17 protein-coding genes are annotated in these 18,128 nt (G+C 71.6%); 7 read left to right on the forward strand and 10 right to left on the reverse strand.

The window, feature by feature from the left end; genetic code table 11:
- Positions 1 to 9: 9 nt before the first annotated feature.
- The gene (locus AMYTH_RS0133225; RefSeq protein WP_027933841.1) at positions 10 to 1,740 is read right to left on the reverse strand and encodes an MFS transporter; all 1,731 of its coding nucleotides are present in this window, start codon (positions 1,738 to 1,740) and stop codon (positions 10 to 12) included.
- Positions 1,741 to 1,781: 41 nt separating this feature from the next.
- Positions 1,782 to 2,558: a glutaminyl-peptide cyclotransferase gene (locus AMYTH_RS0133230; protein WP_027933842.1), complete on the reverse strand. Its 777-nt coding sequence runs from the start codon at positions 2,556 to 2,558 to the stop codon at positions 1,782 to 1,784.
- 49 nt (positions 2,559 to 2,607) lie between these two features.
- Between AMYTH_RS0133230 and AMYTH_RS0133235 the strand changes: the two genes are divergently transcribed.
- Both AMYTH_RS0133235 and AMYTH_RS0133240 read left to right on the forward strand, forming a co-directional pair.
- Positions 2,608 to 3,429: a DUF3027 domain-containing protein gene (locus tag AMYTH_RS0133235; RefSeq protein WP_027933843.1), complete on the forward strand. Its 822-nt coding sequence runs from the start codon at positions 2,608 to 2,610 to the stop codon at positions 3,427 to 3,429.
- Positions 3,413 to 6,163: a sacsin N-terminal ATP-binding-like domain-containing protein gene (locus tag AMYTH_RS0133240; protein WP_027933844.1), complete on the forward strand. Its 2,751-nt coding sequence runs from the start codon at positions 3,413 to 3,415 to the stop codon at positions 6,161 to 6,163. The genes AMYTH_RS0133235 and AMYTH_RS0133240 overlap by 17 nt, the downstream gene beginning before the upstream one ends.
- 137 nt (positions 6,164 to 6,300) lie before the next feature.
- On the opposite strand, the gene AMYTH_RS0133245 is transcribed toward AMYTH_RS0133240, so the two are convergent.
- Complete coding sequence (locus AMYTH_RS0133245; RefSeq protein ID WP_378335056.1) at positions 6,301 to 6,591, reverse strand: DUF2530 domain-containing protein; 291 nt, start codon at positions 6,589 to 6,591, stop codon at positions 6,301 to 6,303.
- Positions 6,592 to 6,644: 53 nt separating this feature from the next.
- On the opposite strand from AMYTH_RS0133245, the gene AMYTH_RS0133250 reads away from it, so the two are divergent.
- Positions 6,645 to 8,102, forward strand: coding sequence for an NCS2 family permease (locus AMYTH_RS0133250; protein WP_027933846.1), 1,458 nt, complete (start codon positions 6,645 to 6,647; stop codon positions 8,100 to 8,102).
- A 1-nt stretch (position 8,103) separates the two neighbouring features.
- Here the strand turns inward: AMYTH_RS0133250 and AMYTH_RS0133255 are convergent, their stop codons facing one another.
- The gene (locus AMYTH_RS0133255; RefSeq protein ID WP_027933847.1) at positions 8,104 to 8,679 is read right to left on the reverse strand and encodes a TetR/AcrR family transcriptional regulator; all 576 of its coding nucleotides are present in this window, start codon (positions 8,677 to 8,679) and stop codon (positions 8,104 to 8,106) included.
- A gap of 67 nt (positions 8,680 to 8,746) precedes the next feature.
- Here AMYTH_RS0133255 and AMYTH_RS0133260 point away from each other — a divergent pair, with 67 nt between their 5' ends.
- The 3 genes from AMYTH_RS0133260 to AMYTH_RS46210 all read left to right on the forward strand — a co-directional run bounded on the left by AMYTH_RS0133260 (position 8,747) and on the right by AMYTH_RS46210 (position 11,271).
- Complete coding sequence (locus AMYTH_RS0133260) at positions 8,747 to 9,334, forward strand: dihydrofolate reductase family protein (RefSeq protein ID WP_027933848.1); 588 nt, start codon at positions 8,747 to 8,749, stop codon at positions 9,332 to 9,334.
- Positions 9,335 to 9,397: 63 nt separating this feature from the next.
- A complete protein-coding gene (locus tag AMYTH_RS0133265; RefSeq protein ID WP_037322880.1) occupies positions 9,398 to 9,820 on the forward strand; it encodes a MarR family winged helix-turn-helix transcriptional regulator in 423 nt (140 codons plus the stop codon).
- Positions 9,821 to 9,996: 176 nt separating this feature from the next.
- Positions 9,997 to 11,271 carry an MFS transporter gene (locus AMYTH_RS46210; protein WP_051363122.1) on the forward strand — a complete coding sequence of 425 codons (1,275 nt, stop codon included), beginning with the start codon at positions 9,997 to 9,999 and terminating at the stop codon, positions 11,269 to 11,271.
- Positions 11,272 to 11,614: 343 nt separating this feature from the next.
- Here the strand turns inward: AMYTH_RS46210 and AMYTH_RS0133280 are convergent, their stop codons facing one another.
- Entirely contained in the window at positions 11,615 to 12,601 is a 987-nt protein-coding gene (locus tag AMYTH_RS0133280) for a hypothetical protein (protein ID WP_037322881.1), read from the reverse strand.
- 35 nt (positions 12,602 to 12,636) lie between these two features.
- Positions 12,637 to 13,506: an MBL fold metallo-hydrolase gene (locus AMYTH_RS0133285; RefSeq protein ID WP_027933851.1), complete on the reverse strand. Its 870-nt coding sequence runs from the start codon at positions 13,504 to 13,506 to the stop codon at positions 12,637 to 12,639.
- A gap of 78 nt (positions 13,507 to 13,584) precedes the next feature.
- On the opposite strand from AMYTH_RS0133285, the gene AMYTH_RS0133290 reads away from it, so the two are divergent.
- A complete protein-coding gene (locus AMYTH_RS0133290; RefSeq protein ID WP_027933852.1) occupies positions 13,585 to 14,016 on the forward strand; it encodes a MarR family winged helix-turn-helix transcriptional regulator in 432 nt (143 codons plus the stop codon).
- Between the two features lie 88 nt (positions 14,017 to 14,104).
- Here the strand turns inward: AMYTH_RS0133290 and AMYTH_RS0133295 are convergent, their stop codons facing one another.
- The 4 genes from AMYTH_RS0133295 to AMYTH_RS0133310 form a co-directional block, all read right to left on the reverse strand.
- The gene (locus AMYTH_RS0133295) at positions 14,105 to 14,893 is read right to left on the reverse strand and encodes an arylamine N-acetyltransferase family protein (protein WP_027933853.1); all 789 of its coding nucleotides are present in this window, start codon (positions 14,891 to 14,893) and stop codon (positions 14,105 to 14,107) included.
- A 101-nt stretch (positions 14,894 to 14,994) separates the two neighbouring features.
- Positions 14,995 to 15,615, reverse strand: coding sequence for a superoxide dismutase (locus AMYTH_RS0133300; protein WP_017985168.1), 621 nt, complete (start codon positions 15,613 to 15,615; stop codon positions 14,995 to 14,997).
- Positions 15,616 to 15,778: 163 nt separating this feature from the next.
- On the reverse strand, positions 15,779 to 16,438 hold the full coding sequence (locus tag AMYTH_RS0133305) for a biliverdin-producing heme oxygenase (protein ID WP_027933854.1): 660 nt from the start codon (positions 16,436 to 16,438) through the stop codon (positions 15,779 to 15,781).
- Positions 16,439 to 16,514: 76 nt separating this feature from the next.
- A complete protein-coding gene (locus AMYTH_RS0133310) occupies positions 16,515 to 18,017 on the reverse strand; it encodes a glutamate--cysteine ligase family protein (RefSeq protein WP_027933855.1) in 1,503 nt (500 codons plus the stop codon).
- Positions 18,018 to 18,128: the final 111 nt, after the last annotated feature.

Below are 18,128 nucleotides of genomic sequence, written 5' to 3' on the forward strand. Positions count from 1 at the left end.
CGGGTCGGCTCACTGCACGCGGGGAGCGGCCCCGCTGCCGGTCCGCGCCGGCCTGCGGTCCCGCCTGCTGCCCAGCCCTGGCAGGAGCGACGAGCCGCGCTCCAGCAGGAACGTCTGCACCAGCCCCACCGCCAGCAGGATCGACACCACCAGGAACCCGATCCAGTACGTCGGCGGCAGCAGCAGCCCGATCGCGCCGCCGAACACCCACGCCAGCTGCAGCACCGTCTCCGACCGGCCGAACGCCGACGCCCGCGACTCCTCCGGCAGGTCGCGCTGGATCACCGCGTCGAGGCTGATCTTCGCCAGCGCGCTGGCCGTGGCGCCGACGAGACCGACGATCGCGGCCGTGACGATCCCGGCCATGACCGTCGCGAGGATCGTCGAGGCCAGCGCCGCGCCCACGCAGCCGAGCACGACCTGGCTGGGGTGCCCGAAGCTCAGCCGCGAGCCGAGCGCGTTGCCGACGAACCCGCCGACCCCGGCCGCGCCGCCGATCAGGCCGAGCAGCAGCAGCTGCATGAACGGGCTCTGCCCGGTCTGCTCCGCCTGCGCCTTCACGGCGAACGCCGCGAACATCATCAGGAACCCGGTGAGGATGCGGATGGTCCCGTTGCCCCACAGGGCGAGGACCACGTCGCTGCCGAGCGGCTGTCGTTTCTTCTTCTTCGCCGGGTGCGCCTTCAGGGTGGCCGGGACCTCGCCCTCGGTCACCTCGACCCACGCCGGGATCCGCATCGCCTGCACGGCGCCCGCCGCGCAGATCAACGCGGTGAACCACAACGCGCCCGCCGACCCGAACAGCGAGTTCACGCCGGAGGCGATGGCGCCGAACACACCGCCCGCCGCGAGCCCGAACACCGTCAGCCGCGCGTTGGTCTTCGACAGCGTGATGTCCGGCGGCACCACCCGCGGGGTGACCGCCGACTTCAGGACCGTGAACGACTTGGACAGCACCATCTTCCCGAGCGCGGCCGGGTAGAGGCCCCAGTCGTTGAAGTGCAGCGCCATCAGCACGGCCATCAGCACCTGGCCGACCGAGGTGAGGCACATCGCCAGCCTGCGGCCGCGCTGGATCCGGTCCAGCAGCGGGCCGATGACCGGCGCGACGAGCGCGAACGGCGCGATGGTGATCAGCAGGTACAGCGCGACCTTGCCGCGGCCCTCGCCACTGGTGGCCGCGAAGAACAGGGTGTTGGCCAACGCGATGGCCATCGCCGCGTCGCTGGCGTAGTTCAGCATCACCGCGTACGTCAGCGAGGTGAGGCCGGACTTGTCCGCGCCGTCGGCCTTCGTCGCGCGCTGGAACATGCCGACCGCGCGGCCGCCCAGCTCACGGCTGCGCAACGCGGCGACGCGGGTGACGGTCAGCTTCTTCGGCATCCGGGGCAGCGGCCCTGCGGTCGCCTCCGTGCGGTGCTCGGCGGCCGGCTCCGGCTCGGGACGCGCGTTGTGGTCGGCGTACCCGTCGGTGTTGTAGTGCTCGTAGAGCGGCTCCGTGCGGCGGGGCGGCGGCTCGCTGTGCCACGGCCGCTGCTGCGGCGGCGGGCTCTGCCGCGGCGGGTACGGCCGCGCGCCACGCGGCGGTGGCGGCGGTGATGTGCGCCCGCCTGCCGGGAACGCGCTCGTCGGCGCCTCGTCCGCGTTCGGCACCGCGGCCGACTCGGGGTAGAAGCGCCCCTGGGCGCGCCACGGCTGCCCGGCACCCGGTGCCGGTGTCCACTTCCGTTTGCGCCCCACACGTCAATCTTGCCGTATTCCTGCGCCGACGCGCTCGGTGATCAGGAAGCGGGCACGAATTTCACCCGGAACATCACCGGCCAGAGCTTCCCGGTGACCAGGAACTCGTCCGTGCCGGGGACCGCGGCGATGCCGTTGAGCACGTCCGCGGCCGACGCCTGGGCCGGGGTGAGCAGCCCGGCCGCGGTGATCTGCCCGGTGACCTCGCCGGTCGCCGGGTCGATCCGCAGGATCCGGTCGGTCTGCCACACGTTCGCGTACACCGCGCCGCCGGCGCACTCGAGCTCGTTGAGCTGCGAAAAGGTCTGCTCGCCGTGGTGGACGGTGACCTCGCCGGTCACCGCGAACGTGGCCGGGTCGCGGAAGGTGAGCCGGTCGGAGCCGTCGCTCATCACCAGACGGCCGCCGTCGTGGCACAGCCCCCAGCCCTCGCCGTCGTAGGACACGCGCCGCAGCTCGGCGAGCGTCCGCGCGTCCCGTTCGATCGCGACACCGTTCTGCCAGGTCAGCTGCCACAGGGTCGGCCCGGTGACGGTGATGCCCTCGCCGAACAGCGGCGCGGGCAGGTCCACGCGCGTGGCGGGCGGCTGCCCGGGCGCGCCGGCCCGCACGGACGACTGCCCGACCAGCCCGGTGCCCTCGTACAGGGTGGCGCCGGAGAACTCGAGGCCCTGCGTGAACGCCGCCGGATCGTGCGGCAGCGTCTCCAGCACCTGCACCGTGAGCTGCGGAACCGTGGCAGGCGCGGGCGGCGCCGCCGCCGCGCAGCCCGCGAGCGCGACGACCGTGGCGAGGGTCAAGGTGATCAGGGTGCGCACGCCTCCACCCTGACACGGCCGCCGGAGGCGCGCGGGGCACAATTGGGGTATGACGCTGCTGCTCACCCTGGACGACGGCTCCGTGGAGCGCGCTCTCGCCGAGGCAGTCGACCTCGCGCGCGAGGCCGCGGTCGAAGAGGCGGGGGCCGAGCAGGTCGGGGCGCACGTCGGCGTGTCGCGTGAGGACGCGGTGTCGGCGAGCCACCTCTTCGAGGCCAACGTGCCGGGCTACCGCGGCTGGCGCTGGTCGGTGACGGTCGCGAGCGCGGGCGCGGACGCCCCGGTGACGGTCAGCGAGGTCGTGCTCGTGCCGGGCCCGGACGCCCTGATCGCCCCGCAGTGGGTGCCGTGGGAACGTCGGGTGCGGGCGGGCGACCTGGGCGTCGGCGACATCCTCCCCCCGGACAAGGACGACCCGCGGCTGGTCCCGGCGTACCTGCAGTCCGACGACCCGGCGGTCGAGGAGGTCGCGCACGAGGCCGGGCTCGGCCGGGTGCACGTCCTGTCCCGCTTCGGCCGCGAGGAGGCCGCCACCCGGTGGCACCGCGGCGAGTTCGGGCCGCGGTCGGACATGGCCCGCAGCGCGCCCGCCCACTGCGGCACGTGTGGCTTCTACCTCCCGCTGGCCGGATCGCTGCGCGCCGCCTTCGGCGTGTGTGGCAACGAGATCGCCCCGGCGGACGGCAACGTCGTGCACGCCGAGTACGGCTGCGGCGCGCACTCCGAGGTCGAGGTCGAGGTGACCTCGTCGGTGCCGGTCGCCGAGCTGGTCTACGACGACTCGCTGCTGGACATGGAGCCGGTCGAGGAGCCGAAGACCGAGACGGGCGCGACCCCGGACGTCGAGACGGCGAGTGAGTCAGCTGAGTGATCCGTTCGGCACCGAGGCGCTGCGGGCCTCGGTGCTGCGGGCCTGGCGGGACTCGCCGACCCGGTTCACCGAAGACACCAACGCCGAGACCGACCTGCGGGTCGGCGGCTACCGCGACCGGCTGTTCGTCGAGCTGGCGCAGAACGCGGCCGACGCCGCCGCGCTGGCCGGCGCCCCCGGCACGCTGCGGGTGTCCGTGGCCGGCCGCGAGCTCCGTGTCGCCAACACCGGCGCGCCGCTCGACGCCGCCGGCGTGGCGTCGCTGGCTTCGCTGCGGGCGTCGGCCAAGCAGGGCGACACCGTGGGGCAGTTCGGCGTCGGCTTCGCGGCGGTGCTCGCGGTCAGCAGCGAACCGCGGGTGATCTCGCGGACCGGCGGCGTCGCGTTCTCCGAGACCCGCACCCGGGAGGCCGCCGGGCGCGACGGCGCGGTGCCGGTGCTGCGCCTGCCGTGGCCGGCAGACGAGGACCTGCCCGCCGGCTTCGACACCGAGGTCCGGTTGCCCCTGCGCGACGGCGTGGACGCGGACGAGCTGCTGGCCCGCCTGCACGACGAAGCCGAGGACCTGCTGCTGTCGCTGCCCTGGCTGGCGCGGATCGAGGCGCCCGGCGCGGAGTGGACGAGATCCGAAGTGGACGGTGTGGTGGAGCTGTCCACCCCGTCCGGGACGGTCCGCTGGCTGACCAGGGTCGGCGAGAACGTGGTGTGGGCGAAGCCGGTCGACGGGCGCCTGACCGAGGACGTCCTGCACGCCCCGACGCCCACCGACGAGCGGCTGTCGTTGCCTGCCCGGCTGATCGCGACGGTGCCGCTGGAGCCGTCCCGCCGCCGGGTCCTGCCCGGCGCCGACGACGCGCTCGCCGCGGCCGCCCGCGAGTACCCGGCGCTGGTGCGCGGGCTCGCGCCGGAGGACCGGCTGGAGCTGGTGCCCGAAGCGGGTTTCCCACTGTCCGAAGTGGACGGTAAGCTGCGTGAGCTGGTCGGCAGGCAGCTCGCGACGCAAGCATGGCTGCCCGCGGCCGAGGGCGACGACCTCGTGCCGTCGAGCGCGCGCGTGCTGTCGGTCGAGTCGCCGCGGCTGCTGGAACTGCTCGCCGGTGTCGTGCCCGGGCTCGCCGGGATCAGCGGCTACGAGCCGGCGCAGCTCCTCGCGACCGTCGACGCCGACCGGCTCGACGTCGCCGACCTGGTCGACCTGCTGATCGGCGTGGACCGGGACCCGGAGTGGTGGCGTTCGCTGTACGACGCCTTCCTGCCGCTGCTGGACAACCACGAGGTGACCGCGGACGAGCTGGGCGCTCTGCCGGTGCCGCTGGCGGACGGGCGGACGCTGCCCGGCCCGCGCGGCGCGTTGCTGCTCGGCGCGTCGGAGCTGCTCGACCTGCTGGCCGACGCCGACGTGGGCGGGCTGCGGCTGGTCCACCCGGAGGCGGCGCACCCGTTGCTGGAGCGCCTCGGCGCGAAGCAGGCGGAGGCGGCGGACCTGCTCGACGCGCCCGCGCTGCGTGAGGCGATCGAGCGCAGCGTGGCCGACGCCGAGTCCGGTTTGGACACCCGCCCGCTCGCGGAAGCCGTGCTGCGCCTGGTTTCCGACACCTCCGCGGAGGGGCTGGGCGCGCTCGCGTTGCCGTCGGCGGACGGCTGGCGGCGCGCGGACGAGCTGGTGCTGCCGAACTCGCCGCTGCGCGAGGTCTTCGACCCCGAGGTGTTCGAAGAGGACGGTCCGTTCTCCGTGCTGGACGCGGAGTTCGCCGAGCAGTGGCCGTCCCGGGTGCTCACCGAACTCGGGGTGCTCGACGAGTTCCTGGTGGTGGACAACTCCGACGAGCAGCCGGAGATCCGCGACCTCGACCTCGTCGCCGACGACGCCTGGCCGCAGGCGCTGCGGCTGATCGCCGGGCAGCGCGAGACCTGGCAGGCGCTGACGATGCCGGACAGCCCGTCCGCGGCCTGGCTGGAGCGCAACGCGCTGCTGGCCGGCCGCGCGCCGGCCGAGTGGCGGCTGCTGGACGCGGCGAGCCTGACCGGCCTGTACGACCCGGTGCCCGACGTCGGGGTGCGCCCGGACGTGCTGGCCGCCGCCGGGGTCCGGGCGGAGCCGGCCGTGCGCAACCTCGACGACGCCGCCGACCTGCTCGACCGGCTCGGCGACCCGGACCGCGAGGTCCCGCCGGGCCTGATCCTGCGCGCGCACGCCCTGCTGGCCGCCGCGGACCTGGAGTGGGCCGAGCTGGACGCGCCCGAGCGGGTGCGCACGGTCGACGGGTCCGTGGTCGACGCCGAGCGGACCGCGGTGCTGGACCTGCCGTGGCTGGGCGCGGTGTGGGCACCGGAACGCCTGGTCGCCGCCGCGCCGGGCGCGGACGTGGCCGCGCTCGCCGAGCTGCTGGACATCCCGCTGCTGTCCGAACACGCCGACGCCCGGGTCAGCAGCGACGGTGAGTTCGTGCCGTGGGCGGAGATGACCGCGCTGGTCCTGGCCGCGGAGCTGCTGGACATCCCACTGCCCGAGGGCGGGCTCGTGGTGCACGACGAGTTGACCGTCGAGGTCGACGGAGTCAAGCGCGCCACGCCGTGGTGGGTCGAAAGTGGGACGTTTCACGGGGAACATCACGCGGAGGACTCGCCCGAAGGGCTGGCCCGCGCGTTCGCCTGGGCTGCCGGTCGCTGGTCCGAGCGCCACCTGGTGGAGGCCGTGCTGAACGACCCCGCGACGACGACCTACCTGCTGTAGAACGCCTTGAACGCGACGGCCGCTCCGTACGTGGCCACGCGGCGGTTCCGGGAGCGGCACGGGTTCGTCCACATCGACTCGATCGACCCCCTGCCGGGCCGGCCGCCGGGCAACCCCGCCGCGCTCTACGTCGCCCGTCAGAGACCGGTCTGCGCGCTGCGGCTGCCGTGGCGGCGCGCCCAGCGCTGCCAGCTCATGATGCCCATACCCATCAGCCCGAGCACGCCGCCGGACAGGCAGGTCCACATCCACACGCTCGCCGGCCCGCCCGTTCCGAACAGGCGAATCCCGCCGAGCACGAGGAAACCCGCGAACCACACGAGTGTGCCGACCGCGACGACCGGGTAGAGCACCACCAGCCGCTCGGGTAACTCGGGCACCGGAAGCAACGGACGTTTAACATCCCCGGCGTTGATCGGATCGGCCACGTCAGGAAGGCTACCCGCGGGTCATCCCAGTGGCACCAGGTAAGGCAGGTTGCATGGCTGTGCAGGGCGGCAGGACCGGACTCGACCGGTTCTTCAAGATCACCGAGCGTGGGTCGACCGTCGGCCGCGAGGTGCGCGGCGGGCTGGTCACCTTCGTCACGATGGCCTACATCGTGGTGCTCAACCCGCTGATCATCGGCAGCTTCTCGGCCCAGGACGCGGGCGCGCACAAGGACCTGTTCGGCAACATCCTGCCGGTCCCGCAGGTGGCGGCCGTGACCGCGCTGATCGCGGGCGTCATGACGATCCTGATGGGCGTGGTGGCGAACTACCCGTTCGCGATGGCCACCGGGCTCGGCATCAACTCGCTGATCGCGGTCAGCGTCGCGCCGCAGATGAGCTGGCCCGCCGCGATGGGCCTGGTCCTGCTCAACGGCCTGATCATCCTGGTGCTGGTGCTCACCGGCATCCGCACGATGGTGTTCCGCGCCGTGCCGCCCGCGCTGAAGGCCGCGATCGCGGTCGGCATCGGCCTGTTCATCACGCTGATCGGCCTGGTGGACGCCGGTTTCGTGCGGCGCATCCCGGACGCGGCGAACACCACCGTGCCGGTCGGGCTCGGCATCGGCGGGTCGATCGCGAGCTGGCCGACGTTGGTGTTCGTGATCGGGCTGCTGATCACCGGTGTCCTGGTGGCGCGGCGGGTCCGCGGCGCGATCCTCATCGGCGTCCTGGTGACGACGGTGATCGCGATCATCCTGGAGGCGCTCGTCAACGCGGGCCCGGCCGGCGGCACCAACCCGAAGGGCTGGAACCTCGGGTACCCGGCGCTGCCGGACCGGATCGCCGGCTGGCCGGACCTGTCGCTGCTGGGCCAGGTGAACTTCGACGCGTGGGTGCAGGTCCCGGCCATCACCGCCGCGCTGATCGTGTTCACCCTGATCCTCACCGACTTCTTCGACACCATCGGCACGATGACCGGCCTCGGCAAGGAGGCCGGGCTGCTGGACCGTGACGGCGAGCTGCCCAACACCGGCAAGGCCCTGTTCGTGGACAGCCTCGGCGCGGTGGCCGGCGGTGCCGGCTCGTCCAGCTCCAACACCGTGTTCGTGGAGTCGGCGTCCGGCATCGCCGAGGGCGCGCGCACCGGGCTGGCCAACGTGGTCACCGGGCTGCTGTTCCTCGGCGCCATGTTCTTCACGCCGCTGTACGAGGTGATCCCGGTCGAGGCCGCGGCGCCCGCGCTGGTGGTCGTCGGCGCGCTGATGATCAGCCAGGTGCGGGAGATCGACTTCACCGACTTCAAGATCGCGCTGCCCGCGTTCCTGACGATCGTCGTCATGCCGTTCACCTACTCGATCACCAACGGCATCGGCGTCGGGTTCATCTCCTACGTCGTGATCCAGGCCGTGACGGGCGGGGCGCGCAAGGTGCACCCGCTGCTGTGGGTCATCGCCGTGGCGTTCGTGGCCTACTTCGCGGTGGGGCCGATCCAGGACGCGATCGGCTGAGTCACTCCGCCACGAGCCGCTCGACCGCGGCCGCGATCAGCTCGTCCCGCTCGGCTTCGCCGTACACCTCGGGCAGGGTGAGCTGCTCGACGATCATCCAGCTGAGGGTGAGGATCAGCAGCCGCACCGCGGTCGCGTCGCCGGGCAGCCCGGACTGCTCGTGGTAGGTCACGTTCGCGTCGACGTCGGCGCGCACGCGCTCGGTCAGCAGCTTGCGCAGCTCCGGGCGGCGGGTGGCCTCCAGGCGTAGTTCGAGCAGCGCGAGGTAGCCGCTGGGGAACGCGGTGATCCGCGCCACGAGTTCACGCATGAGCTGGGTGTAGGTCGCCCGGTCCCGCGGCGCGGTCCGCTGCCGCTCGATCGTCGCCGCGTCCGGCTCCATGCGCTCGTAGAACCGCTGGGCGATCTGGTACAGCAGGTCGTCGCGGTTGGCGAAGTAGTTGGATGCCGTGCCGGCCGGCACGGCGGCCTCCTTGTCGACGGCCCGGAACGTCAGCCCGCGCGCGCCCTCGGCGGCCAGCACCTCGATCGCGGCGTCCAGCAGAGCCGCCCGTCGCTCCTCGTTCCTCCGCACCATTTGACACCACTCCAGTTGTAGTACTACGGTCGAACCACTACAGACAGAGTACTACGAGCGGAGCGATATGCGAGAGTTGGTCTACTACGTCGGGGTCAGCATCGACGGCCGGATCGCGGGCCCGGCCGGCGAGTTCGACTTCTACCCCGAGGGCGAGGGTGCCCAGTTCGAGGCCTACCGGGGGTGGATGCTGAAGTCCTTCCCGGAAACCGTGCCGACCATGATCCGGGAGGCGGCCGGGATCGCCGACGCCCCCAACGAGAACATCGACACGCTGGTCATGGGGCTCGGCACCTACCGGCCGGCGCTGGACATCGGTGTCACCAGCCCGTACGCCCACCTGCGGCAGTACGTCGTGTCGAGCACCCTGCGCGAAAGCCCCGACCCCGCCGTGACGGTGGTCGGGGGCGACCCGCTCGGCCTGGTCCGCTCACTCAAGCAGGAGGAGGGCAAGGACATCTGGCTCTCCGGCGGGGGCAAGCTGGCCGGGGCGGTCTGGCCGGAGGTCGACCGGCTGGTGATCAAGAGCTACCCCGTGGTCGCCGGGGACGGGATCCCGCTGGTGGACGGGAAGTTCGACCCGACGCGGTTCGAGGTGACCGACCGCAGGGTGTTCGACAACGGCGTGGTCGTGAGCTGGTTCAGCCGAAAGTAAAGGTGCGATCGATTTCACCCGCGAGGTCGATTGATCGTAAGGTATGCTAACTATGTGTCCGATATGCGGGAGCGCGCCCTGGCGAGCCGGTTGCGGCTCGCGGTGGTGCGGCTGAACCGCAAGCTCCGGGCGCAGCGCACCGACGAGAACGTTTCGCTCACGCAGCTGGCGGCGTTGTCCACGCTGCACAAGTGCGGACCGCTCACGCCGGGCAAGCTCGCGGCGAAGGAGGGTGTCCAGCCGCCGTCGATGACCCGGGTCATCGCGGCGCTGGAGGACTTCGGGTTCGTCGAGCGGAGCCCGCACCCGACGGACGGGCGGCAGTCGATCGTCGCCCTCACCGAGCGGGGCCTGGCGTTCGTCGGGGAGACGATTTCGGTGCGCGAGGCCTGGCTGGACCGGAAGCTGGCAGAACTGAGCGGCGACGAGCGGGAAGTGCTCGCCCGTGCCGCCGAGATCATCGACAGGATGGCGGGGAACGAATAACGGTGGGGCTCAACACGGGTACTGACGGACAGTCCGAACTGACGAACACAGGTACCCGGGGCCAGGCGCCACCCGCCGACCGCGCCGCCTGCACCGCGCCCTCCGGCCGGATGCGTCCCAAGCCCGCCGCCACCCCGGCCGCGGAGCCCGAGGAGAAGGCGCAGCCGAAGGCGAGCATGTTCGCCTCGCTGCGGGTGCCCAACTACCGGTTGTTCTTCTCCGGCCAGATCATCTCCAACATCGGCACCTGGATGCAGCGCATCGCGCAGGACTGGCTGGTGTTCGAGCTGTCCGGGAACAACCCGGTGGCGCTGGGGATCGCGGTGGCGCTGCAGTTCCTGCCGACGCTGATGCTGTCCCTGTGGGCCGGTGTGCTCGCCGACCGGGTGGACAAGCGCAAGCTGTGCATCGCCATCCAGAGCGGCATCGGGGTGCAGGCGCTGGTGCTCGGGCTGCTCGACGTGTCCGGGGTGGTGACCCTGTGGCAGGTCTACGTGCTGTGCTTCGTGCTGGGTGTCTTCAGCTCGCTGGACGTGCCGGCGCGGCAGTCGTTCGTCGCGGAGATGGTGGGGCGCAAGCAGATCACGAACGCGGTCGCGTTGAACTCGTCGGTGTTCAACATGGCGCGGATCGTCGGACCCGCCATCGCCGGGTTCGCGATCACGTGGGTCGGCACCGGGTGGATGTTCCTGGCGAACGCGGTCAGCACGCTGGCCGTGATCACCGGGTTGCTGCTGATGGACCCGGACAAGCTGTTCCGCGGCCCGGCCGTCGCGCGGGCCAAGGGGCAGCTGCGCGAGGGGCTGGCCTACGTGCGCGGGCGGTCGGACCTGGTTTCGCTGATGGTGCTGGTGTTCTTCGTCAGCACTTTCGGTATCACGTTCTTCACGTCGCTGGCCATCGTGGCGGGCAACGTGTTCGGTACGCAGGCCGACGGGTACGGGCTGTTGTCGACGCTGCTCGCGGTCGGGACGTTCACGGGTTCGCTGATGGCGGCCCGGCGCGGGGCGCGGGGCCGTCCGCGGGTGCGGCTGCTGTTGATCGCGGCGTTCAGCCTGGGCGCGGTCGAGTTCGTCGCCGGGTTCATGCCGACCTACCTGGCGTTCGGCATCGCGCTGATCCCGCTGGGGTTCGCCACGATCACGTTCCTGAACACGGCGAACTCGCTGGTGCAGACGTCGGTGAGCCCGGAGATGCGCGGCCGCGTCATGGGGCTCTACGTGCTCGTGCTGATCGGCGGCAACCCCATCGGCGGCCCGATGGTCGGCTGGATGGCCGACACCTTCGGCGGCCGGTCCCCGTTCCTCATCGGAGGCGTGATCTCCGCGGTGGCCGCCGTGGCGTGCGCGGTGGTGCTGGCCCGCCGCGGCGGCATGACGCGGCCGGTGCGCCTGGCCGGCCTGCGGGTGCTCAACGCGCGGCGCCGCTCGGACCGGTCGCAGGCCGCCTGACGCGCTGGTGCCCGGGTGCCGCTCGGTGTCGTGACTTGTGACGTGTATGGGGAGGACCTTCGGGCCGAGTGCCTGGATCACCCGAGTGACCTGACCGTCCACACCCCGTGGGGCACACGGGTGCTCGGACGCTGGGGCTCAGCGTCCGAGGAGGGCGGGTAGCACCGTTTCCGCGAGTGACTTCAGGTCGCGGCCTGTGCCGGTGAACGCCAGTTCCTGGCTCGAGTCCTGATCGAGCTTCACTGCCACTACCTCGTCGGTGATCAGGGCGGGGCGGCCGGCCAGCGGGTGCTCAACGCGCGGCGCCGCTCGGACCGGTCGCAGGCCGCCTGACCGGCGGACCTCAGCGTCCGAGGAGGGCGGGTAGCACCGTCTCCGCTAGGGACTTCAGGTCGCGGCCTGTGCCGGTGAACGCCAGTTCCTGGCTCGAGTCCTGATCGAGCTTCACCGCCACCACCTCGTCGGTGATCAGGGCGGGGCGGCCGGCCAGCGTGTCCGGGTACGCGCGCGGTGTCACGTCGTCCGTCAGGGCGGCTTGCACGGTGCGCACCGTGCAGCGGCCGTCGAACCTCGGCTTCGCCGCCGACGGGCTCGTGCCCATCGCCCTTGCGAGCTGCGTGCACAGCTGCCACGACACCACCGGCCACGGCGCGTCCTGAATGCCGTAACCCGGGATCGGCTCGGTCACCCGCATGGCGATCACCGCGTCGCGGCCCTGTGCGGGCAGGTCCGGGCCGGGCGCCATCGTCGCGTCGATGACGTCCCGCGCGATCGACGTGGCGAGGTCGTCCAGCGTGAGGCCCGGGCGCGTGACGGCGTAGCGGGTGATGTCGAGGCGCAGGTACGGGTGGACCTCGCCACTGGGCGCGTCGTCGACCAGGTGGACGTTGAGCCGCGCGTTGACGGTGCCGCTCGACTCGACCTCCGCAGCCCGCCCGGACACCGTCACCGACTGCGGCGACCGGAGGGTGGCGGGCACGTTGTCGAGGCGCAGGCTGACGTCGAGGCTCCCGGTGACGAGGTGGCAGACGCTGCCCCGCACCTCGCGCAGCGTGGCGCCGCCGAGCACCGCCTCCCAGCGCTGCTCGGACAACGCCTGGCACAGCACGTGACCGGAACTGCCCGCGGGCAGCGCGGCCAGCATCTCGCCGGAGGGCATCGGCACGCGGCGCGGCAGTTCGCCGTCCTTGCCCGGCCACACGGCGGGCAGGCCGGGGGCGGGCGGCGGCGCGTCGCTGCCCTGCGACCACAGGTAGCCGGCCGCGCCGGCGACGGAGGCGAAGGACAGCAGCACGCCGAGCACGATCGCGATCACTGTCGACGTCTTCACACGGCAAACGCTATCCGGTGACCGAGCGAGTTCGATCAGTGATCCCCGGTTGGCGGAAGGGGCTGCCACGCCGGTGCGCCGCCGCCCCGCCGGACCCGCCCGAACACCACGTCGGCGAAGTGGATGCCGAACCCGATCGTGTCCGGTTCGGACAGTTCGGCGACGAGGCGGGCGCGGTGCGCGGCGGCGCGGGCCGGATCGTGGTCGACCGCCGCCGAGAACTCCGGGTGGTCCACCTGGACCGGTGAGTGCAGCGCGTCGCCGAACGCGATGAGCCGCTTCCCGCCGCCGCTGATCACGTACTCGGCGTGACCTGCGGTGTGGCCCGCGCTGATCCGGATCCGCACGCCGGGGAAAATCTCCTGCCAGTCGCGCACCGTGCGGACCCGCGGCGCCAGCGCGGCGATGTCGCGTGCCGTCGCGTCGCGCGCGGCCCATTCCGGTTCGGCGACCAGGTAGTCGGCGTGCGCGAAGAGGGGCTGGTCGGGAGCGAGGTGCCAGGCCCAGCCGGTGTGGTCGGGGTGCAGGTGCGTGAACGCCACCGCCTCGATGCCGGCGGGGGACCGGCCGAGCGCGGCCAGGTTCGCCGGCAGCGCACCGCCGCGGATCGCGCCGCGCGGCGTGCCCGGATCGGGTGGCAGGGACTCCGGCCCGAAGCCGGCGTCGATGAGCAGCGCGCGGTCGCCGTGCTCGACGAGCAGCCCGCCGAGGCTCGCCACCAGGTGACCGGAGTCGTCCAGGTACTCCGGGTGCGCGTGCCAGAAGTCGTCGGTGGTGTCCGGCAGCCAGCCGCGCGGCGGCAGGTGCACCACGCCGTCCGGCACGAACGTCACCCTCGTGTCGCCCAGCCGCAGTGAGTGGATGCCGGCCTGCCGTCGCAGGCGCTCGTCGGAAGAGGTGATCATGCGTCCGACCGTAAAGCATCAAGCTTGAAACATTCAAGCTGAAAATGTACTGACTTGACGGATCACTACGATGGGAGCATGGAACCGCAGGTCATCGCCGAACGGGAGCTGTGCGGGCTGGTGAACGGGCTGGCCCAGCAGATCGCCGACCACGTCCGGGAGCGCGCCGCCGCTCTCGGGCTCACCGCGCCACAGGCGACCGCGTTGCGGGAGATGACGGGGCCGATGACCATGCGCGAACTGGCCGAGCGGATGAGCTGCGAGCCGTCCAATGCCACCTTTGTCGTGGACAAGCTCGAGAAGCTGGAGCTGGTCGAACGCCGGCCGCACCCCACGGACCGCCGCGCCCGCCAGCTCGTCCTCACCGCGAAGGGCGAGGAGCTGCGCGGCAAGCTCCTCGACCTCCTCGTGCGCGACTCGCCGCTCGCCGCTCTCGACGCCGGCGAGCAGCGCGCGCTCCACGGGCTGCTGGAGCGGGCGATCGTCCGCCGCGATCACACCGACGGGTGAACGGACGATCTCCCGGAACCGGCCCCTTGCGAGGCTTGGTGAAGTTAGGCTAACCTAATGCTTGTCCGCTTCGTGGTGGGAGCGGCAGTCAGTTCGGGAACGGGCGGAGCCCCGGTGCCGGGAAGGATCCCAGCACCGGGGCTTCGTTCATGTCGATCCCGAAATGCACGCGGTAGGCCTCGACCTTCTCGGCGTCGCTCAGCTCGCGCTCGGCCCGCTTGCCGTCGACCGTCTCGATCAGCTTGTCGCCCGCCAGGGTGACTCGCCCGGACGGCGTCGAGATCGTGCTCAGCACGTTCTGCGTGAAGTGCGACTCCGGCGAAGTGGCCTGCCACCAGCAGGTCGGGCCGAAGTCGGACAACTGCCGCGGGCGCTTCTCCAGCCGGTAGGCCGGCTCGCCGTTCAGCCGCACCTCGATGTCCCCGTCCGGCGCGTCCACCACCAGGAACTCGCCCTCGGGGTCGGTCTGCGGCTCGCACGCCGTCAGCCGCAGCGGGTGGCGGGCGAAGCGGCCGAAGCCCACGTCGGCCAGCCACGGCTCCTCCAGGTCGACCCGCAGCGCCAGGTGGTCGAACGGCGGGCCCCACCGGCCGCCGCCGAACACGCGGGCGCCCAGCAGGGTCACGCTGAAGCCCAGCTCGCGCAGGAGGGCCCCGAACAGGCCGTTGAGCTCGTAGCAGAACCCGCCGCGGCGGCGCCGGACGACCTTGTCGAACAACGCGTCCTCGTCCAGCACGATCCGCTCGGGCAGGTGCACGCTGAGGTTCTCGAACGGAACCGTCAGCAGGTGGGCTTCGTGCAGCTCCCGCAGCGCCGCCGGGGTGGGGGCGGTGGGACGGCCGGCTCCGATGCGGGCCAGGTACGCGTCGACATCCATGGCAGCCAGCCTGCACCCTCCACTGTGGTCGAGGTCAAGCGCAAAAAAAAGAAGGGCCCTGTCCGCGCGGGTGCGCGGAAGGACCCCTCGATCAGGCTCGCTCAGAGGAGCAGGCCGTTGCCGCCGGAAACGGCGTTGTCGAAGCGCTTGCTGATCTCGCCCCAGTTGTAGACGTTCCACAGCGCCTTGACGTAGTCCGCCTTGACGTTCTTGTAGTCGAGGTAGAAGGCGTGCTCCCACACGTCGACCAGCAGGATCGGCACGGTCGGCAGGATCAGGTTGTTGTGGTGGTCGCGCAGCTGCTGCGTGATCAGCGTCTTGCCGATCGGGTCCCACGACAGGGCGGCCCAGCCGTTGCCCTGGATCGTCGTGGCGACCGCGTTGAACTGCGCCTGGAACTTGTCGAACGAGCCGAACGCCTCGTCGATCGCCGAGGCCAGCTCACCGGTCGGCTTGTCGCCGCCTTCGGGGGACAGGATCTTCCACCACACCACGTGGTTGGCGTGCCCGGCCAGGTTGAACGCCAGCGTGGTCTCCAGGCCGACGATCGAGCCGAAGTCGCCCTTGTCCCGAGCCTCCGCGAGCTTGTCCAGGGTGTCGTTGGCCCCCTTGACGTAGGTCGCGTGGTGCTTGCTGTGGTGCAGCTCGTTGATCTGACCCGAGATGTGCGGGGCGAGCGCGCCGTAGTCGTAGTCGAGGTCAGGAAGCTCGTAGCGGGCCATCAGCCCTCCTTCTTGTCTGACGCAGAGTCCCTTGCGGTATCAAAACCTAGTCCTCGCGCGCGCAGGAAGCTAACTGGGGAGCCGCTGTCCGCACTGCGGGAACCGGTCATGCGGCAAGCCTGCAATCTCCAGCTAGATGGAGGTCAACGGGGTGTGCGGATGATCACTGCACCAGGTCGTCGAGCACCGCGATGTTGAACTCGAAGGCCACCAGCGTCTCGGTGACGATCCGGTCGCGCTCGGCCCCGGTCCACGGGGTGTCGTCGAGCAGCGCCTTGTACCGCTTCCGGAACGCGGGGACGTTGTCGATGTCGTCGAAGTGGTAGAACAGCGCGCCCGGCCCCTCGACGCCGTGGGCCTTGGCCAGCAGCTTGCGCACCGCCTGGCCGCCGGCGAGGTCGCCGAGGTAGCGCGTGTAGTGGTGGGCCACGTAGCCGCCGGCCCAGTCGAAGGCGACCGCCCGGATGCGGCGCACGTAGTCCTCGGTCGCGGGCACCGGCGTGACGCGGTCCCGCCACTGCTCGCCGTAGAGGAACTCCAGGTCGGCCGCCAGCGCGGGCACCCGGCGCAGCTCGTCGAACACGAACCGGCCGCCGACCGGGTCGCGGCGCATCGCGTCCGCGGCCTCCTCGATGGCCTGGTAGATGAACCAGTACTGGGCCGCCAGCCGGGCGTAGTCGGTCAGGTCCAGGTCGCCGTTGAACAGGTCCCGCATGTACCGGGAGTGGTGTGCCCGGTCGTGCGCCCGCCGTGTCGACTCCCTCAGGGTGGTCGAGAACGGGGTCTGGGTCAGGTCCGAGTCAACCGCGAGGGGAGCCGCCATGAGTGGCACTGTAAGCGACATCGGTCACTTAGGCTACCCTAACAAGGCCGGATTGACCCGAACAGAGCCCGGTTGATCACGGAGTGTCCACGGGCCAGGTGTGCACGGCCTCGCCGCTCCGGCTCAGCTCCAGGTAGCGGCCGAGCATCGTGCTCAGCGCGGTCTCGCGGTCGGCGCCGCGGTCCTCCGCTCCGGTGACGACCGCCCGCTGCCACCACGCGCCGTTGCGGCGGGTCAGGCAGCGCTGCTCGATGACGCCGAGGTAGCGGTCGATGGCCGCTTCGGACACGTCCGCGCTGCGCAGGCCCTCCACCGCGAGCGGCAACAGCACGCGCAGCACCAGTTCGTCCGGCGGCACCCAGCCCTGGCCGGGCCAGTAGAGCTGCGCGTCGAACCCGTTGCGCGCACCGGCGTACAGGTTCTCCTCCGCCGCCTGGAACGACATCTGTGTCCACACCGGACGCTCGGCCTCGGCGAGCGCCCGCTGCGTGCCGTAGAAGAACGCCGCGTTGGCCATCATGTCGAGCACCGTCGGGCCGGCGGGCAGCACGCGGTTCTCCACGCGCAGGTGCGGCTTGCCGTCCACCACGTCGTAGACCGGGCGGTTCCAGCGCCACACGGTTCCGTTGTGCAGCATCAGTTCCGTGAGCTTCGGCGCCTGCCCGGACTCGAGGGTCTCCAGCGGGTCCTCGCTGTCGGTCTCCGGCAGCAGGCCGGGGAAGTAGCGGACGTTCTCCTCGAACAGGTCGAAGATCGAGGTGATCCACCGCTCGCCGAACCACACCCGCGGCCGCACCCCCTGGTTGCGCAGCTCCTCCGGGCGCGTGTCGGTGGCCTGCAGGAACAGCGGGATGCGGGTCTCGTGCCACAGCGCCTTGCCGAGCAGGAACGGCGAGTTCGCGCCGACGGCCACCTGCACGCCGGCCAGGCACTGCGCGGCGTTCCAGTGGGTGGCGAACTCCTCCGGCGCCACCTGCACGTGCAACTGCACCGACGTGCACGCGGCCTCGGGCAGGATGGACTCCGAGTAGGCGCGCAACCGCTCCGGGTTGTGCCCGCCGAGCGGGGCGCCGTCCATGGACAGCGTCATGTTCTCCCCGCGGGCGGCGAAAATCTGGTCGTTGAGCAGCGTGTACCGGGTGTTGTTGGTGATCCACTTCTGGTCGAAGTGGTCCTCCGCCAGTGTCGGCAGGATGCCGATGACGGCCAGCCGAGCGCCCGCGGCGGTCGCGTTCCGGTCGGCCTCGCCCAGGTAGCCGACCAGATCGTGCTCCAACTCGATCGCGGACTTCCCGGCGAGCGGGCGCGGCGGCACGTTCAGCTCGATGTTGTGCTGGGACAGTTCGGTGGTGAAGGACTCGTCGTCCAGCGCCTCCAGCACGGCGCTGTTCGACATGGACGGCCGCAGCCGGTCGTCCACCAGGTTCAGTTCGACCTCGAGCCCGATGTGTCTTCGCGGGAACGAAAAGCTGTCGTCGGCGAGCATCCTGGCCAGGGTGTCCAGGCACCGCTGGAGCTTGTGCCGGTACCGCGCCCGGTCCCGGGGGCTGAAGGCTTCCGCCGACACGTCCTTGCCCATGCCATCCCTGCTCTTGTCCTCGGCCGCTGCTGTGGTGATCGCCGCGGCACCCCGGCCGACAACGGTCGCACAACGATCGTCACGAGGTCATCGGCCAAAACGGTGGCTCCG

This window comes from Amycolatopsis thermoflava N1165 (genome assembly GCF_000473265.1).
Classification (GTDB): domain Bacteria; phylum Actinomycetota; class Actinomycetes; order Mycobacteriales; family Pseudonocardiaceae; genus Amycolatopsis_E; species Amycolatopsis_E thermoflava.

Bases quoted from the DNA above. Each gene is read 5' to 3' on its own strand.
- AMYTH_RS46210 (WP_051363122.1), top strand. From the start codon at position 9,997: ATGTTCGCCTCGCTGCGGGTGCCCAACTACCGGTTGTTCTTCTCCGGC.
- AMYTH_RS0133305 (WP_027933854.1), bottom strand. From the start codon at position 16,438: ATGGCGGCTCCCCTCGCGGTTGACTCGGACCTGACCCAGACCCCGTTC.
- AMYTH_RS0133235 (WP_027933843.1), top strand. From the start codon at position 2,608: ATGACGCTGCTGCTCACCCTGGACGACGGCTCCGTGGAGCGCGCTCTC.
- AMYTH_RS0133250 (WP_027933846.1), top strand. From the start codon at position 6,645: ATGGCTGTGCAGGGCGGCAGGACCGGACTCGACCGGTTCTTCAAGATC.
- AMYTH_RS0133285 (WP_027933851.1), bottom strand. From the start codon at position 13,506: ATGATCACCTCTTCCGACGAGCGCCTGCGACGGCAGGCCGGCATCCAC.
- AMYTH_RS0133265 (WP_037322880.1), top strand. From the start codon at position 9,398: ATGCGGGAGCGCGCCCTGGCGAGCCGGTTGCGGCTCGCGGTGGTGCGG.
- AMYTH_RS0133295 (WP_027933853.1), bottom strand. From the start codon at position 14,893: ATGGATGTCGACGCGTACCTGGCCCGCATCGGAGCCGGCCGTCCCACC.
- AMYTH_RS0133260 (WP_027933848.1), top strand. From the start codon at position 8,747: ATGCGAGAGTTGGTCTACTACGTCGGGGTCAGCATCGACGGCCGGATC.
- AMYTH_RS0133290 (WP_027933852.1), top strand. From the start codon at position 13,585: ATGGAACCGCAGGTCATCGCCGAACGGGAGCTGTGCGGGCTGGTGAAC.
- AMYTH_RS0133310 (WP_027933855.1), bottom strand. From the start codon at position 18,017: ATGGGCAAGGACGTGTCGGCGGAAGCCTTCAGCCCCCGGGACCGGGCG.
- AMYTH_RS0133255 (WP_027933847.1), bottom strand. From the start codon at position 8,679: ATGGTGCGGAGGAACGAGGAGCGACGGGCGGCTCTGCTGGACGCCGCG.
- AMYTH_RS0133300 (WP_017985168.1), bottom strand. From the start codon at position 15,615: ATGGCCCGCTACGAGCTTCCTGACCTCGACTACGACTACGGCGCGCTC.